15 protein-coding genes and 2 tRNA genes are annotated in these 17,350 nt (G+C 42.2%); 8 read left to right on the forward strand and 9 right to left on the reverse strand.

Annotated features, from left to right (window positions below; all coding sequences use genetic code 11):
* The first annotated feature begins 375 nt into the window (after positions 1-375).
* Positions 376-990 (forward strand): 30S ribosomal protein S2, encoded by a 615-nt coding sequence (locus D6774_00530; protein ID RME78603.1) that lies wholly within the window; start codon positions 376-378, stop codon positions 988-990.
* A gap of 25 nt (positions 991-1,015) precedes the next feature.
* Here D6774_00530 and radB read toward each other — a convergent pair whose 3' ends face one another.
* Complete coding sequence (radB, locus tag D6774_00535) at positions 1,016-1,789, reverse strand: DNA repair and recombination protein RadB (protein RME78604.1); 774 nt, start codon at positions 1,787-1,789, stop codon at positions 1,016-1,018.
* On the opposite strand from radB, the gene D6774_00540 reads away from it, so the two are divergent.
* From D6774_00540 to D6774_00555, 4 genes are read left to right on the forward strand one after another with little or no spacing between them, the layout of a single operon-like run.
* Positions 1,788-3,227 carry a hypothetical protein gene (locus D6774_00540; protein RME78605.1) on the forward strand — a complete coding sequence of 480 codons (1,440 nt, stop codon included), beginning with the start codon at positions 1,788-1,790 and terminating at the stop codon, positions 3,225-3,227. The two genes, radB and D6774_00540, sit on opposite strands and share 2 nt — an antisense overlap.
* The gene (locus tag D6774_00545) at positions 3,224-4,573 is read left to right on the forward strand and encodes a hypothetical protein (GenBank protein RME78606.1); all 1,350 of its coding nucleotides are present in this window, start codon (positions 3,224-3,226) and stop codon (positions 4,571-4,573) included. The genes D6774_00540 and D6774_00545 overlap by 4 nt, the downstream gene beginning before the upstream one ends.
* Positions 4,570-5,796 carry a glycosyltransferase family 2 protein gene (locus tag D6774_00550; protein ID RME78607.1) on the forward strand — a complete coding sequence of 409 codons (1,227 nt, stop codon included), beginning with the start codon at positions 4,570-4,572 and terminating at the stop codon, positions 5,794-5,796. Before D6774_00545 ends, D6774_00550 begins: the two co-directional genes overlap by 4 nt.
* A complete protein-coding gene (locus tag D6774_00555; protein RME78608.1) occupies positions 5,793-6,428 on the forward strand; it encodes a hypothetical protein in 636 nt (211 codons plus the stop codon). The genes D6774_00550 and D6774_00555 overlap by 4 nt, the downstream gene beginning before the upstream one ends.
* On the opposite strand, the gene D6774_00560 is transcribed toward D6774_00555, so the two are convergent.
* The 7 genes from D6774_00560 to D6774_00590 form a co-directional block, all read right to left on the reverse strand.
* Entirely contained in the window at positions 6,414-6,863 is a 450-nt protein-coding gene (locus tag D6774_00560) for a TIGR00270 family protein (protein RME78609.1), read from the reverse strand. The genes D6774_00555 and D6774_00560 overlap by 15 nt on opposite strands.
* A 59-nt stretch (positions 6,864-6,922) precedes the next feature.
* Positions 6,923-6,994 (reverse strand) — tRNA-Cys (locus tag D6774_00565).
* Positions 6,995-7,059: 65 nt separating this feature from the next.
* Positions 7,060-7,134 (reverse strand) — tRNA-Arg (locus tag D6774_00570).
* Positions 7,135-7,230: 96 nt separating this feature from the next.
* The gene (locus D6774_00575; GenBank protein ID RME78610.1) at positions 7,231-8,313 is read right to left on the reverse strand and encodes a DNA topoisomerase VI; all 1,083 of its coding nucleotides are present in this window, start codon (positions 8,311-8,313) and stop codon (positions 7,231-7,233) included.
* Entirely contained in the window at positions 8,310-9,959 is a 1,650-nt protein-coding gene (locus D6774_00580; GenBank protein ID RME78611.1) for a DNA topoisomerase VI subunit B, read from the reverse strand. The genes D6774_00575 and D6774_00580 overlap by 4 nt, the downstream gene beginning before the upstream one ends.
* Positions 9,956-10,495, reverse strand: coding sequence for an RNA-processing protein (locus D6774_00585; GenBank protein ID RME78612.1), 540 nt, complete (start codon positions 10,493-10,495; stop codon positions 9,956-9,958). The genes D6774_00580 and D6774_00585 overlap by 4 nt, the downstream gene beginning before the upstream one ends.
* Positions 10,496-10,526: 31 nt before the next feature.
* Positions 10,527-11,231: a serine protein kinase RIO gene (locus D6774_00590; GenBank protein RME78613.1), complete on the reverse strand. Its 705-nt coding sequence runs from the start codon at positions 11,229-11,231 to the stop codon at positions 10,527-10,529.
* Between the two features lie 568 nt (positions 11,232-11,799).
* Here D6774_00590 and D6774_00595 point away from each other — a divergent pair.
* Positions 11,800-13,041 (forward strand): DNA primase, encoded by a 1,242-nt coding sequence (locus D6774_00595; GenBank protein ID RME78614.1) that lies wholly within the window; start codon positions 11,800-11,802, stop codon positions 13,039-13,041.
* Between the two features lie 260 nt (positions 13,042-13,301).
* On the opposite strand, the gene D6774_00600 is transcribed toward D6774_00595, so the two are convergent.
* Positions 13,302-13,886 (reverse strand): AAA family ATPase, encoded by a 585-nt coding sequence (locus tag D6774_00600; GenBank protein RME78615.1) that lies wholly within the window; start codon positions 13,884-13,886, stop codon positions 13,302-13,304.
* A gap of 78 nt (positions 13,887-13,964) precedes the next feature.
* Between D6774_00600 and D6774_00605 the strand changes: the two genes are divergently transcribed.
* A complete protein-coding gene (locus D6774_00605) occupies positions 13,965-14,252 on the forward strand; it encodes an AbrB/MazE/SpoVT family DNA-binding domain-containing protein (protein RME78616.1) in 288 nt (95 codons plus the stop codon).
* On the forward strand, positions 14,249-17,350 hold a 3,102-nt coding region (locus tag D6774_00610), incomplete at its 3' end, for a right-handed parallel beta-helix repeat-containing protein (GenBank protein ID RME78617.1). The genes D6774_00605 and D6774_00610, both read left to right, overlap by 4 nt.

Consider the following 17,350-nt stretch of genomic DNA (forward strand, 5'->3'; position numbering starts at 1 on the left):
GGAGTCTCAAAGCGATGATCTTGACGAGGATATTCCTCCTCCACCCCCGCAATAGAACCGTTCGTATAAGGTGCAGCATAGAGGGGTTTAATTTTTGTTCTTGCATTGTTCTTTCCTGTTGGTTCTTCACACTTTTGTTCTGGGTGGATCGTTAACCTTGTTGTTTGCAGGTATACTTGTAGTGTGGGAGTATGCCCTGATCATTTACGTTCCATATTGAAAATAATAAATATTTATATACTACAAGCAAGGGTTTGCACACAGAGCCTTGCATAGAGGATAGCCAGAAACACCTTTCTGGGACTCTACGCACACTACGAGGGCGATAAAATCGTAGTAGACAGCTAAGTTCTACTATGAAGAGTATAGACTAAAATGACAGAAATAGAAACATCCTCAAACACCATGCTAGTACCCATTGACACCTACCTCAAAGCAGGAATCCACATCGGAACAAAATTCAAGTCCAACTACATGAAGGACTTCATCTACAAAATACGACCAGATGGACTCTACGTACTCAACCTACAAAAAATTGATGAGCGCATAGCTCTTGCAGCAAACTTCCTCTCACAATTCAAACCAGAAGAAATCATCGTAGTAGGAAGAAGAGAAAACGCATGGAAACCACTACGTCTCTTCTCAAAACTCACAGGAGCAAGAGTCTTTCCCGGCAGATACCCTCCAGGCATACTCACCAACACAGCACTAAGAAACTTCATTGAAGCAAAAGTCATGCTCGTCGTAGACGCATGGCCTGACAGAAACGCAATTCAAGACGCAGTCAAAGCAGGAATCCCCATCGTAGCACTTTGCGATACCAACAACACGGCAAACAACATAGATCTCGTCGTACCCTGCAACAACAAAGGAAGAAAAGCATTAGGTCTCTTCTTCTACCTCCTCGCACGAGAACTACTGCTCAAATGGGGAAAAATCACCTCAGAGGACCAAATGGAAATCAAAGTCGAAGAATTCCTCAACGACTAAACTCCTTTTGGAACACAAGGAACGGCTAAGAAGAGCCGTTCTTCTCAATTTTTTTCAATCCTTCATTCTCAATTCTAAATGCAATACTTCTTCCCTCCGGAAGAAACCTGTGTTTTCTAAGAATAGCAGTTCTAAACCCGGAATGTACGCAAAGCTCGATCAAACACTTAGAACCATACTTAAGAATATCCCCTCCGACCATGTTCGTACGAGTCCTATCCTCAAAATTAGCATATACTTGATTACTAATAATCACAGGAATCTTATGCTTTCTTGCAATTTCCGTCAGATACGCAATTTGAAAACCCAACTCCCGATTCACCTTATACACATCATCACTCTTACCCATCTCTAAACGATACAACATAGAAATAGTATCAACAATAATCGCACCAATCTCCTCAGACATCAAACGATCCAACTTCTCAAAAGCATTTCTTTGCTCATCAAACGTATGCGGAGTAAGAAAAATAATTCTCTTAAGAACATCCGGCGTATTCTCCGGAGCAATTTGCTTCATACGCTCAACACTAAAACCACCCTCCGTATCAATAAAAATAACTTTTTTCCCCGATCTTACCACACTCAGAGCAAAAAGCTGACAAATATTTGTCTTCCCTGATCCCGCAGGACCATACAAAGTGGTAATAATATCCCTCTCAAAACCGCCCTGAAGCAGTTCATCCATAACTTCTGATCCTGTGGAAACCTGCGAAGAATGCATACCTATCACGCAGTTTAAACGTTTAAAAACCTTTAGCTCAAAGTATATAAAGGGATGATTGGGAAAAGAACGCATGGACAAAAGGCTCCTCTACGGACTATTCCTCATCGGCATAGCAGCCATGATATTCAGCCTCGCGTTTCCTCCTGCTGCTGATTACACCAAAGATTCATCCTACTTTCATGAAAGAATCATCTCCACCATTGCACAAAACGGACATATCTCTTCAATAGATGCGCAAAGCTACCAAGGAAGAGAACTAACCGGCCTCTTCATCTTCCACTACTTTGTAGCACCATTTTACGCTCTTTTTGGCCAGTCTGCACTTCACTTCATCACAGTACTACTTCTTGCAGGATGTATCGTCCTTGTAGGCATCATCACTTTTGACCTTACACACTCGCGCAAACTCTCCCTTATTGCGGCAATAACTGCGATGTTCATTCCCTCACTTATGCAACTCACCTCTGAAACATCTCCCCTTCTCTTCACCTTCTTCCTCTTCCTCTCCTGCATTGCGCTGTTTTTTCGACTACCTCAACACCAATACCTCTACGCAACAACACTCACACTCTTCGCGCTGACGAGCCCGCTCTCACTCATCTACGCACTATCCTTTACTGCCTACCTGCTCATCTCATCCCACAAGAAGTATCTCAAACGCGACCGGGAAGTGTACATCTTCAGCACAGCACTCATCATCTGGCTACAACTCATCATCTACAAAAAAGCACTCTTCTTCCATGGCATCTCTCTTATCTACTCTAACCTACCCCAAACATATCTCCCAAATGTGTTTTTTGACCAACACATCCTCACACTCCTCACCTTAGTAGGATTCATTCCTGCTTTACTAGGAGCATATGCAGCATACCACTACGTAAGTAGAGCAAAACGCGAAGACATCTTTCTCTTCAGCATAGTTCTTGTCATCATCACCCTTCTATTTGCAAGACTTCTCACAGCAGAACAAGGAATACCTCTTTTAGGACTCGTAATAAGCATACTCTTTGCGCAAGGAATAGGCCTTCTTAACACACAACTCAAAGCACTAAAATCAAAAACTCTCTCCTATGCACTCCTAACGCTTATTTTCATTGCATTCCTTGCAACATCAGTTGTTCCCACGCTCACACTGCACAAAGAACCGCTCCTCACAACACAAGAGAAAACAGACCTCGCAACACTTCCCCTACCTCAAAACGCAACCATCATGACAACTCTTGACAAAGCGCATGCAGTTGCCTTTATCACCAAAAGACCTGTTGCAGCAGACTCCAACTTCCTCTTCGTAGACAACTCTGATTTCGTAGTGCAAGACATTGACAACATCTATTCAAGCTCCTTTGCATCACAAGCACTACCATTTCTTGAGCGATATTCCGCAACACACATACTCTACTTTGATGAAGACGTTAAAAAATACGGTCTTAACAGTTATCTTGACGACTGCTTTAAACTCATATCAAACACATCAATTATCCTCTACGAAGTGAGGTGCACAACACAATGAAAAAAGAAACCCTTTTCACCATTTTGTGCTATCTTCTCACCCTACCTACCTTTATCATACCTCTGTTTGTCTTCTCAACACTTCCTTCTTCACTAAGCACAGAACAACTACTCCACCAAGATGTCCTCTCGGACCTCAAATTCAACAGAGACCCTGTCATAGAACCAAACCTCTATCACAGCATTCTCAAATTCATCCCCTCACAAAGATTGCTGGGAATTCTTCTCTTTGCAACAATACTCTTCCTCACCTTCGCACTACTCAAAGAGAAAAAACCCCTTTTTAGAATACTCTGCACATTCCTCCTCTTCCTTACACCCATCACCGTAGGAGCAGCACTTTACGATGCGCAAGTTCTCCTCTTCATAGCACTCCTTCTTGCAGCACTCTACTTTTTCAAAAAACAAAAAACCATTCCAACCCTACTCGTTTTCGCAGCTTATTCAACGGCAAGCATAGCGCACACACTCCTGGGAATTCTCGTGCTTACCACCTACGCTGTGTTCACTAAAGGGTGGAAGGATTCAAAAAAAACACTTCTTCTCACAGGAAGCACAGGGCTGCTCACAGCACTACTCTCAAAAGCACCGCTTTTCTACTCGTACTACGCTGAACAATTATCCCTCTCCTCTCTCTTTGTTGAACTAGGAGCTAAAAGAGGCGTGGGTGTGTTTTTCATCACACTTGCAGCATTTGCGATTTGGCGTCTTTGGTCAAAACACAGATCCAGCCAAGTAGTCTTCGCACTCACAATACTCTCCTTTGCACTTACACCCTACTTAGGGGATTTCGCAATTGCGCTTGCAACATTTCTCCTACTTCCCTACGCCGCATGGTCGCTTCACCACTTACTCACACAAAAATGGGAATCTCCCTTTTTCTACTATGTTGGTATCTGCGCACTTATCTGCGGACTCCTCTTCACACAACTTGCGTATCTTGACCGCGCATATACTTATCTTCCAGACCAAGCAGCACTTGACGCACTCTCCTTTGCAAAAGAAAAAACCCCTCCCAACGCAGTGATCTTCTCACACCCCCAAAACGGGTATCTCATAGAATCAATCGCAGACCGCAAGGCATACACCACAACCTATGTTACATCATCATCAGATCCTCGATTCAAACTAAAAGTAAGTGATTTACTCTTCAATGAAAGAAACTTTGAAGAAGGTGTGGCTCTCATTAAAAGCGCAGGAATCACGCACATCCTCATAACGCCACATATGAAAAACGGACAAATCTGGTACAGAGATGGAGAAGGACTCCTCTTCATCCTGCGAGATAAGAATACTTTCAAAAAGATTTATAGCAAAGGAGGATATGACCTCTACGAAATACAATGAACAACCTCTTTATCTACATCGTCACCTACATCAGTCTTTTTCTCACCTGTTTTTTTCTTCTTACCTATTTTGAAAACAGACACAGACTCAAAAACCCCCCAGCAAAAAAACTCTACACCGTAACCATAGCAGTTCCTGTATACAACGGTGCAAAATACCTAAGAAGAACGGTGGACTCTCTTCTCGCACTGGATTATCCACGAGAAAAACTAGACATTATCATCGTTGATGATGGCTCAACAGATGACACTCTTCGCATAGCAAAAAGTTATGAAAAGAAAGGCGTGCGCGTACTTACTCAAAAAAACGCAGGAAAAGGAGATGCTCTTAACAACGCCCTCAAACACGCAAAAGGCGAGCTTTTTGGATGCCTGGACGTAGACTCTTTTGTAGAACCAAACGCACTTAAAGAGATGATGGGGTACTTTGACAATCCCAAAGTCATGGCGGTAACCCCCTCACTAAAAGTATATCATCCAAAAACAATTCTTCAAAGAGTACAAGCAATAGAATTTCTTATGGGCGTCTACCTAAGAAAAGCATTTGCATTCTTAGGATCCATCCACGTCACACCCGGACCATTCACGATTTATCGAAAAAAATTCTTTGACAAATACGGTGGATACGACAATCACAACCTCACAGAAGACATTGAAATAGCACTTCGCATACAATCACACCACTACCTCATAGAAAACGCCATAAACGCATCAGTCTACACCATGGGTGTTTCAAACTTCAAAGCACTTCTTCGCCAAAGACTTCGCTGGTACAAAGGATTCATAGACAATGTTCTTAACTACTCACACCTCTTCTCAAAAAAATACGGTAATCTTGGCCTTTTCATCCTTCCTTCATCATTCCTCTCCGTTCTCCTTGCAGTCATAGTCGTCACCTGGGGAACCATACGGTTCATAGGTCACAGCTTTCAAGCATTCCAAGATCTTCGCGCAATCAATTTTGACCTGCTCTCGCTCCTCCAAAAACCTCAACTCTTCTACATCTCCATTGACCCGCTTTTCATCTTAAGTATTATTGCAATCGCACTTGCAATCACAACAGTCCTCATTGCAAAAAAACTCTCCCAGGAAAAGCAAAAACTTAAAATCTCCTACATTTACTTTATGTTCACGTACCTCCTGCTCTTTAGCTTCTGGTGGATTATTGCGATGTACTATCGTATCACTGGGAAAAAAATACGCTGGGGGGGAAGAGACTTATGAATCCAAGAGAACCGCACACACACCAATACATCGCAGCGTTTGCCATAGCAACACTTCTCTTCTTCTCAGGACTTTGGTTTGGATCATACCTCTCAGATCAAAAACTTGAAAGCATAGGAGATCTTGAAAATGATATTCGTCTCTCAACACTCGGATCTGAATTACAATACCAAATCCTTGAACAAGAACCCTGCGCAGCCAGTAACTCAACGGCACTCATTAAAGAACTCTTTGAAATAGGATCGCGCCTTGACTTCATGGAATCCCAAAGAGGACCAAAAGACCCTCAAGTTATTGAACTTAAAGAATTCTATCACTTACTTGAAATCCGCCACTGGTTACTCATGAGACAAGTAAAAGAACAATGCTCCACAAACACCGATCTTATTCTTTACTTCTACTCAAATGAAGGAGACTGTGATAAGTGCTCAGAACAAGGAACGATTCTTACGTACTTGCATAGAACAAGACCTGATATTTCCATTTACTCTTTTGATATCAACATAGACAACCCAGCACTTACTGCCCTTAAAGAACTCTTTAAGGTTAGAAGTACTCCAACCCTCATTGTCAATGATAAAAAATTCGAGTCCTTCACCAGTTTAGAAGAATTACAATCACAGCTTTCCTAATTTTTCTTTAAGAACATCCCCAATAGTGAGCCCTTGAGAACTAGTTTTGTCTGTTTTTTCTTTTTCAAGAACAACTGGTTTAACGATTTCAAGAAGAACAATGCCCAAATGTTTTTCAATCTTCTTTGCAAGATCAATACTAGGAATAAGAGACCCTGATTCAATATTGTGAATGACGCTTTCCTTTTGCGCAAGTTGGATTGCAAGCGATCGCTGTGTAAGACCTCTGCTCTCCCTCGCACGTTTAATACGTGCGGAGTAATCTGGCACAAGAGTTTCTTGAGGTTCTTCAAAACGACGCGGTTGCTTTTTAACAACTTGTTTTTTCTCAACGGGTTTACCAAACTTTGCACATTGAGAACACACCTGTAATTCCACGCCTTCTACAAGCGCAGGTCGAGTAGAGGCATTTTTACCACACATATCACAAGCCATAACGTGGTGTAAGTCAAGAGGTGTTAATAACCCTTTCCCCAGTGAAGAAGTAAAAAAGGAGGCGACGCCCAGATTCGAACTGGGGATCAGAGGGTTGCAGCCTCTTGCCTTAGCCACTTGGCCACGCCGCCAATAATTAACCTACTCACCATACCTCAAGGAGCCTTGTATGCATTTTTCGAATCCTTAAGGCAAACGCGCCTGAAGGGATTCGAACCCTCGACCTTCAGCTTAGAAGGCTGCTGCTCTATCCAGGCTGAGCTACAGGCGCCTAATAGGAGCAAGAAGAAAAACAGTCCTTTATAAAATTAAGTGCGATAAGTGCGAACTTCACGCGTCTCTTACTCCTCTGCATTCTTAAAAACGTTTAAGGAAGCCATTTAGAATGGTCTTTGAGCTTATCTGGAAGATAGGTGCTAATAACATAGTTAAGATCATGACTTGCAAATGCTTGCTGCTCTGCTCTTTTCTTGAGCGTTGCCATTTGTTTGAGTGCTTTTTCCCACTCTTTGTGATGCTTAACGAAGGGATCGTTTTTCATACCGTCTTTAAGCCTTTTAATATCAATATCTTTGAGCGGATGTGTGGGAAGTTTATAATCAATGATATCTTGAGGAGTAACTCCTATGAATTTCGCGTTGGGAACACAAAAGAATTCATTGATGTGCGCAGCGTTTCCTGAGCCCACTTTAAGAGTACGATAAATGTTAAGGTATCCATAAGGATCCCCATCAGTAAAGACAAAGACGTCAAGCTTATTCTCATCAGCAAGTTTTCGGATAAACCTTCTTGTCGCGCGTGAAGGAACTCCCTTGAGTGAAACAAGAATACAATTAGCACTCTTCCAATACTTGTGCTTGACTAAACGTTGAAACATACCCGCAGTTTCAATTGCGAGGACAAATTTTGCGTTAGTCTTGAATTTCAAACCTTCTACTTGGTTGGGAATGTTGTACGCGCCCGAAGCGAATTTAGTACAATCAATTTCAATATCTTCTCCCGTCTCAGGATCTTTTTCAATAATGGTGATTGCGCCCGCAACAGCCCCGCCATCCTCTTCAGGAATGAATCCGATTTGTTCTCTTTGCGTACGCATCATAGCTTCAATATCGTCCATCACGGCATCTGACTCTGGTTGTTCGTTAAACTTCGCATCCCCCCAATTCTTTGAGACGTAATACGCCTCTCTTTTTGTCATAATATCATCTGTTTCAATGATTTTCTTAGACTCATTCATTAAAAGAAGGGTCTGTGCAAATGTTTTAATCGTGTTCGCCGTGAGTTTTCTCTCCTTAACTTTGTTGAGAATCTTGAAGTACCCCTCCTTTTCATTATACTCAACGTTTGAAAGTGACCGAATGGGAAAGGTAAGAACGGGTGCTTCTTGGTGTTCAATGCTTGAAAGTACGCGTTGAGCAGTTCCTTGGATTTTCTTAAGAGTTTCTTTCATTGTTCATCATCCTCATCATCAGAAGACTCTTCGTCCTCTTTTCCAATTTTTGCGAATTCTTCATCATACTCTTCATTTGTATCAGCGATATTTTTAATTTCTCCACGTGATGATTCCATTATCCCTTTGAGACGCTCTTCAATTTCTGCCTTTTGCGCATCGGTAAGATCTAAAATTTGTTTGATGGCAAGTGCAACACTAGGGATATATTTTTCAATGTAAGACCTTTTCTGTAATTCTCCTTTGAGTTTTTTCTTCTTATTGACATATTTTGCAAGTTGTCTTCCCGCATCTTGAAGCGCGAGCTTCATCTCTTTGATGATTTCATCATAGTGAGCAATAGCTTCTTTTGATTCTGACGTGAACGGAACCCAGATAGACGCGATATGAATGGCAATAGCAAGAGGGCCTACGGGAAGAGAACCTTTAGATTGTTGTAGTCCATAACTTTTGAAATTTGTCTGAGTTATCGCAGCAGTTGACGCACAAGCACCTTGCTGGTATTGTAATGGCACTCTATTTGCAAAACGGTATACTTTTGCAACAGAGTCTCCTTTAAGCTCCCCTCCATAGGCAAGACCTACTTCAATAATAAAAGGGCTTCCTCGATAAACTGCAGGAGGGCGCGTTGTCGCGCAGTAGAATTCTGCTTTGATTTCTTTTTTAAGACCTTTTTTGAGTGCCTCTGCGCCAATTGGCGCAATGCAATCGGTGGGAGGCGCCATGATTTTCGTATCCTTAATTGCGCGGATGATTTTCTCAGCAGCTTCACGGGTAAGATCAGCAGGTTTTGCGTTTTCAAGAACACCTGCTTTTTGCAAGATCTCCTTTGCTACTTGTGAGGAGACTCGTGAAAACTCTTGTTGTAAAAATCCCGACATTGTTCTTGACGATGTCTGATGTGCCATTTGCATAAGCAACCCGAGTTCAACACCATAAGGATGTGGTTTTACTTCTTGCGCTTCTGCGGGGAGCTCTTCAACTACGCGAGGAAAAATAAATTGTTCCGCTTTTGGATTGGTGTAAATAATAGTGACGTGGGGGTTTGCAATTGCTGTTTGTTTAAGATAAGCATCAACTGAGGTTGCACCTTTGGAGTAGCCGGCTTCAAGATCAATCTCGATGCGCGTTCCATGTTCCTTGTTCCACTCAACCACATCATCTTTGAGAATTTGTGGCGTGTTTGTTGTCGTATCTATTTTAAGCTCGTAGTAGTGTGCTTGTTTTCCCTTTCCTGTTATTGAGGTGATGCGCGCAGGTCTTCCTGTTGTGAGTTGGCCGTACATTACCGCAGCGGAAATACCAATTCCTTGCTGACCCCTGCTCATCTTCATAGAGTGGAATTTAGAGCCATAAAGAAGTCTTGCAAAGATGTTTGGAATTTGTTCTTTTACAATGCCAGGACCATTATCTTCTATGATGACGCGGTACCGATCAGTTCCCATGTCAATAATTTCAACAATGATCTCTGGGAGAATGCGTGCTTCTTCGCAAGCATCGAGAGCGTTATCAACTGCTTCTTTTACCGTTGTGAGAAGAGATTTTCTTGGATTATCAAAACCAAGTAGGTGTCTATTTTTTGAAAAAAATTCGGCAACGGAGATACTTCTCTGTTTTTGAGCCATTTGTTCAGCTGCTGTAGTCATAAACTCACCTCATCTCTTCTCATTTCTTTTCTTTTTTTATCGAGCCAACGATACACACCTGCGTGAGGACTTCCCGTTAAAAGAGTTTCTATTGCTTGGCGCGCAAGAGTGACTTTTTCAATTTCTCCGATAATTCCGATTGTTTTTCCATAAATTACGATGTATGTTTCGGTCGCATCTTCTATGAATTTCCTGGTTTTTCCTTCTGTTCCAATAACTCTTGCACGTACGCGTTCAAGACTTTTCTTTGACTTTCCAATGAAGTCTTGCATGTTGATGATTTCAAGAGAGTATTCTGGTTTGAGAACGAGCAGTGCAATTTCGGGATTGAATCCTCTTGCAATTGCTCGAATCACTTCTCTTGCAGTGAATAACCCTAAAGAATCGGTTCCTGAGAGGATAACATCGCCTTCGTCTGAGTCAATGTCAATCTTTGCATGGGTTATTTGTTCTATTTTGCGTTTTGTTGAACCTTTTGTACCTATGAGTACTGCGATGCGGTCTTTTGGCACTTTAAGTTCATAGCTAAATTCCATTGTTCCTTTTTGTTCTTTCCTTGCACGCTCTTTATGAAGTTATCGCTTGGTAGATTTCCGTTTGATTTGTTTCAACACCTCTCTTGTTGAAGAACCTTGCAAGATTCTTCGCATCGCGCTCAAGAAGTTCTTTTGCGTTTTGCGATTCTATGGTTGTTGCTTGAGAGAAGTCTATAAACACGGGCTTTTCGTTGTGGTTGAGGATGTTGAATTCTGAAAGGTCGCCATGAACAAGTCCTGCTTTGAGGAGTTTTCTGTATTCGTTGATTGTGTCTTGAAGAAACGCTGAAGGGTCGTGAGGAATTGCGTCTTTGAGCTGGGGTGCTGCGCGCTTGTCTCCGATAAGATCCATGATGATGATGTTGTGCAAGCAGATGTGGGGGGTGGGAACTCGTACATTTGCTTCCCTTGCTTTGAGAAGGTTTCTAAATTCTCTTTGCGCCCATGAAAAAATAATCTCTCTTCGTCTTTTCTTAATGGAAGAGTACCGTGGATCATATTTGATATAATCAAACATTTTATTGAAGTCACAGTTTTCAAGACGGTAGATCTTAACGATTTTGAGCTCTCCTTCTTTTGTTCGCGCGGTAAAGATGTTGGCCTCCTTTCCTAACGAGATGGAGCTTTCAAGTTCCTCAAAATGACCTTGCGTTGCTAGTTTGAAGATATTTCTTCGGGTGAATTCGTCAAAAACGTTTGCATAGGTCTTAAATTTCTCTCTCGTGATCTTTCCCATGTTCTGTATTCTTTTTAGCCCTCTTTTAAAGCTGTGCTAACCTGTAGGGTACATTGAAGAAATCTTTATATATTAGTAGTACCCATTAAGTAGTAACAAACACCTCTTTCCTAAACGGGACCGATTTTTTTGGTCCCCGATAGGTTTCAACATAAAGGAACCTTTATAAAAGAGATTTGATTATACTACCTCAGATGCACAAATGGGTCCTTGTAGAGCTCCACAACTCGTGGGTTGCAAGGAAGACAAGACACTCTTGTGCGCATCAGCCTGCCACGAGAGTACTCGGTCAAGCGTACGGCAAAGCCAAGCAATGAACCCGGGAGTTAGTGTCGCAGGCATCATATTCACCTGTTACAAGGCGAGCGAACCCTCGTGGTTCACAAATCACTAAGAATCATCACTCATCACATTCGCGGTAAGAACAGAATCGCAAACAGGCTTGCGCCCTGTTGCAGCTGATCTGTACAACTTGCCAGTAGATGTTGTATGTAGGATATTCTTAGAGATTTAGCTTAACAGCGTTTGTTAAGCAATACACCTAATAACTAAAACGGAAGTGATAACAATGGCAAAAATCAGCCAAGTATCAGCAAAATACATCATTAATGCAACAATAGATATTGATGGAGTGGTCGATAGACCTGATGTCATCGGAGCAGTTTTCGGTCAAACAGAAGGTTTACTCGGAACAGAACTAGAACTGCGCGAATTGCAAAGATCCGGTCGCATTGGAAGAATAGAGGTCCAATCCCAGACAAAAGGGGGAAAAACATCCGGAACAATCACCATTCCCTCGAGCTTGGATATGGCAGAAACTGCAATCATTGGCGCAGCAATTGAAGTTATAGAGCGGATCGGACCCTGCAACGCGAAAATCAAAGTTACTGACATTGAAGATGTTCGTGTATCAAAACGACAACAAGTTATTGAGCGAGCAAAGGCGCTTCTTCGCGAACTTCAAGACAAAGTCATTCCAGATAGCCAGGAACTCTCTGACGAAGTTGCACAATCCGTGCGCCAGATGGAAATTACTAGCTACGGAAAAGACAAACTTCCAGCAGGACCTTCAATTGATGAAGCAGAAGAAGTTATCCTTGTTGAAGGAAGAGCAGACGTTCTCAATATGCTCAAACACGGATTCAAAAACGTTGTTGGCATGAATGGAAGCAACGTTCCTCAAACCGTGATTGACTTGTGCAAAGAGAAAACAGTGATCGTTTTTGTTGATGGTGATCGCGGAGGCGATTTACAAGTAAAGGCACTCTTACAAACCGCGGAAATTGACTTCGTAACAAAAGCACCTGACGGTAAAGAGGTGGAAGAGCTCACCAAAAAAGAGATCCACAAATGCCTTCGCGCAAAAATTGCTGCAGAACAAGCAAAACATGAGTTTGCAAACGTCAAGCCCCAAGAAAGAGTTCACAAAACAAGGGATGAACGAAGAGATGATTCAAGAGGCAGTAACAAACGCGAAAACAAAAGAGATACAAGACGTTCCTCACGTAAAACAGAACTCTCTGCAAAAGACAAGGAGAGCTTCAAAGAGATGCTAGAAGACCTTGTCGGAACGCGCGGCGCATACATTGTAGATGATCAGATGAACATCTTGGGAAAAGTTCCCACCACTGAACTTGCAGCAACGGTTAAAAGCCTAGGAAGCGGTGTTCACGCAATAATTATGGATGGTGTCCCTGACAAAGATATTATCGAATCCGCAGAGAAAAACAGGGTAAAAGTCGTTGTTGCTGCTGAGCCGGGCGAGAATTCAAACAGAGTTGCTGTTTTAACATCCGAACAACTAGAGTAACTCTGGTTGTTTAATTTTTTGAATATTTTTGAATATTTTTGTGCATTTTTTTCACGTTTTTTCTTCTTTTAGTTCACCTCTGTTTTCTGGTGTATTTGTTATGTTCTGATGTGGTTGTTATGTCTTGTTTGTTGAGTTTTGTTTGCAGTTTTTTCTTTTTTGAAAAGTACTTAACGCTTCGGCGCCGGTTCGTTTGTGATTTTGCAAAGTGCTGCTACAAAGACTTGGAGAACGGTTGATGACAATAACAGAACACTATCTTAAATATCGCAATTTTTTGTTGTTTCTTGTTTCTTGATTTCTTCAAGTATTTCTTCAACCAAAAGATCGATCTGACTTTCAGTATTGATTTCTAACACATTATGTCCGAGTTCTTGTGCTTCAAAAAAACAAGTCTCAAAAATCTGCGCATCTAAGTTCTCTCTGATTTTCTGATCTGAATAATCGCGCAGTTGCAAGCGCTTTTTGAGCGTTCCTAGCTCACAGGTTGTAACAATACACAAATCAACCTTTGCGGGATCAATAAAATGGGAGAGATGTGAGTCAATTACTGCATTTTTATCGCGTGTTTCTTGTTCAAGCGCTTGTGCGAATCGCTCTTCATCTATAATTGCTGCGTTGCGCTCATTGTCAAAACCTTCTGCAAGGTCGTATTTGTCAATAATGTGCTTGTCTGAAATATACTCTATATCAAGACGTGTTGCAAGCGCTTTTGCAAGGGTTGTTTTTCCTGTCCCGGGTGTTCCGGTAATAACAATGATCATTACACTACTCATTTTACAAACATTTATAAAGCCTTGTTCTCTGACTTTCAGAAACTTTGGTAGATATTCGGAGAAGAACATCTGAAAATCGTTCAGCTATGCAAAAAATCAGATGTTCTCTCTGATTATCTTTTAATTTTCACTGAAAATAAGAAAGAAATGCGGAAATACCCAAAGGTTGTCCAAGCGGATAACAGAGGACAAATCGTCATCCCCAAGGATGTACGACAAGAACTAGGCATAGAAGCAGGCGCAGCCTTCTGGGTGTACACCATCACCGATGAAGGAATTCTTCTCAAAAAAATAGAGGACTCTAAACTCTCCTCAGATGATACTCTTGTCAAAGAGATCAAGGCAAAAGCTTCAAAAATAGATCTTAACGAAGAAAACCTCAACAAATCTGTAAAGAGGTATTCTCAAAAACAAAGCAAACTCGAAGAGCTATGACTACAGCAATGTATACCAAAGGAGAACTAGGAACTCTTGCACTCTTCACCACACTAGTCATAGCACTCATAGGATCAGCAATTTTCTTCGGACCCAGTATAACAGGTTTTGCAACACTAGGAAACAATAATTGCAGTGCAATACTCAACATTTCCAACGAACAATACAATCTCACACAAGATCTAACTTGTACCAATGCAAACCCTGCTCTTACCATCAACGCATCCGGAATCACACTCGACTGTAAGGGGTGGAGTATCAAGGAAGCAGATCTTGCAATCAATCTTACCTCCTACGCATCATCAACAACGATTAGGAACTGCATCATCAGTAACACGGATACCTTCACTCCTAACACCGCAGCAATAAACATAGCTTCTGGAGCAAGTCTCACCATACAGGACACCACCATACAAGGAACAGGATATGCAACAGGAATTCTCTCTAACGCAACAGCAGCCGTGGTTGCAGAAAACATTACCATCACCTTGCCTAATGGAGTTGCGGCCATTAACCTTACCAACCCCAACACAGCAGGAAACAAAATCATCAACAGCACCTTCAACAAAGGAATCTACCTCAACAACGTCACCATAGATCTTATAGGAAACACCCTTTCAACCGGAGCACTTCTTGCGCTCCACCTTTTTGGAAACAACATCAACGCAACACAAAACACCTTCTCATCAAGTGCACAACCAAGTATCATCACGTACAATCCACAAAGTAGCAACGTGTTTTTCTACAACAACCGCATCACCACAGGAACCATCAACCTCACGTCCGTTACAGGACTCTCCCTGTGTGTAAATAACATCGGAAACAACTACACCAACCCATCATTACAAGCAGTTGAACTTACGCCTAGCGTTGAGTGTGACGTAACACCTCCCAACGGAACATTAGACTCGCCAATCCTCGTGAGTGCAGATACTGATTTCTTCTACACGCCAACGGATCAAAGCAACGTCTATAGCGGAGCAAGCATCGCCTCATGTACACTCTACGTGTGGTCAAATACAGGAGCTCTCATCACCACACTTACAAACACCACCATATCAGAAGGGGTTCAAAATAATTTTACCAACGTTAGTTTAAACGAAGGAAACTACATCTGGAACGTACAATGTACAGACGACTACCTCTTCCCAAACATAGGATTTATCGCAACAAATCAATCATTTATCTATGACGCAACGCCTCCTCAAGCACCCATCCTCTACCCGCAAATACTCGTTAAGGGATCAAAAAACACCAATGATACCACAACCACCATCGCAGGATACTTTGAAAACGACCCTATGGTAAATGTTACCGTAGTCGTACTCAACCAATCAAGCGATTTCACCTTCAACGTCACAACAAACGTCTCTAACCAAACCTCAAACACCGTACTCAACACCGAAGTAGTAACGTACGCCGCTGCAGTTAATGACACTGTCGTATTCCTTAACTGGAGCGCAGCAGTAGAAAATGCGCTTAACAATGCAAACAACCGCTACTTAGAATTCTCAAATCACAACAAAACATACTTCACACGGTACAACGTCACACAAGTTAACAGAACAGGAAACGAGATTCGCGTTGTCATCGATCCCGGACTTGAAGTTGCGATCTCTCCGGGAGTACAAGTATCAATCTTCGATGCTCCCTTTCCCAATGGGTATTTCAGATTTGATGATGTGGATCTCTATGTAGGAAACAACTCCATCTCAGCATGGGGAACTGATAAAGCAGGAAACGCAGGCCTTGCAGCACAAGACTGGATTGTACGAACAGCAAACTCACAAGGAACAGCAAACCCCGCATCACCAATTCTCGAAGACCTTAACACGAGTTATTTCAACATCACCTCGTTGCAAATATACGGATACGTCTTGGATAACTCGCCTGATCTTCAAGTATTCATTTTTTCAGAGAACAGCGAGGGATCAAGAAAACAAACTGTTGTTAACTCATCAGCAACAACTGCAAACTTCTCAAGTACCTCAACACCACTTACAACAACGCAAGTAACTATTGCAGCAACAAAAGGAGACACGCTTATTAGATTCAAAGAAACAGATTACGACGCAGGACTCAATAACGCAACCTACGCAGGAAAGTACATTGAATTTTCAGGACACAACACAACACACTTCAAACGATATAACATCACCTCAATCATCAACCCCGTAGGACAAGACCCCTACTTCGTTACCTACCCACCCCTTGAGAGTAATGTTTCCATCGGTGAGACTGTAACCATCTATAACGAAGAAGTGCCTAACAGGTGGTTTAACGCGACACTTCCCATCTGGGCAGGAACTAACACCATTTACGCAGTAGCAAAAAACGCACAAGGAGAAAACACCTCACGCAACCTTACCACCACCATCACTCTTCCCACAGACTCCCTTGAAATAACTTTTGTCAATGACTTTGGAGACCTTACGAATTCAAAGAACCTCAGCGCGACGTGGACAAACCTCAGCTCTAATCCGGACTTCACCTACTATGAATACAGAATAGAAGAGAGTGATGGAACCGTCATCATTGACTGGACACCAACCACCAATAACTCCGCAAACGTAACTATCAATGCAACCACTCAGACAATCTACTACTGGAAAGTGCGCGCTTATGATTCCTTTGGATTAGTGGGAAACATCGCATCATCAGATGGAATACTCTACATAGACCCAACACCGCCCGTAGCACTCTTCGTCTTAGACGATGGAACATGGCAGCAAACAAAAACAACCTTCCACGCCACTTGGCAATTCGAAGACAATGAATCGGATATCATTCTCTACGAATACTCAATAGGAACAGCTCAATACCCCGACCCCGGATTTGAATCGATAGTAAACAGAACAAAAACAACACTCACCGACATAACTCAAAGCGTTACACTTGATGAAGGAAAACAATACTATGTAAATGTACGCGCACAAAACGGAAATGCCAACTACAACGGTAGTTGGAGCAACTGGGCATCAAGCGACGGCATCATCATTGATAGCCTACCCTTCACAGGAGGATCACTTAGCTACTTCGATGGAGACTACACAGCATCAACCGTGACAGTAACCTACGATGTTGGATACGATCAGAAC

Source organism: Candidatus Woesearchaeota archaeon (assembly GCA_003695435.1).
Taxonomy (GTDB): Archaea; Nanobdellota; Nanobdellia; order Woesearchaeales; family UBA11576; genus J101.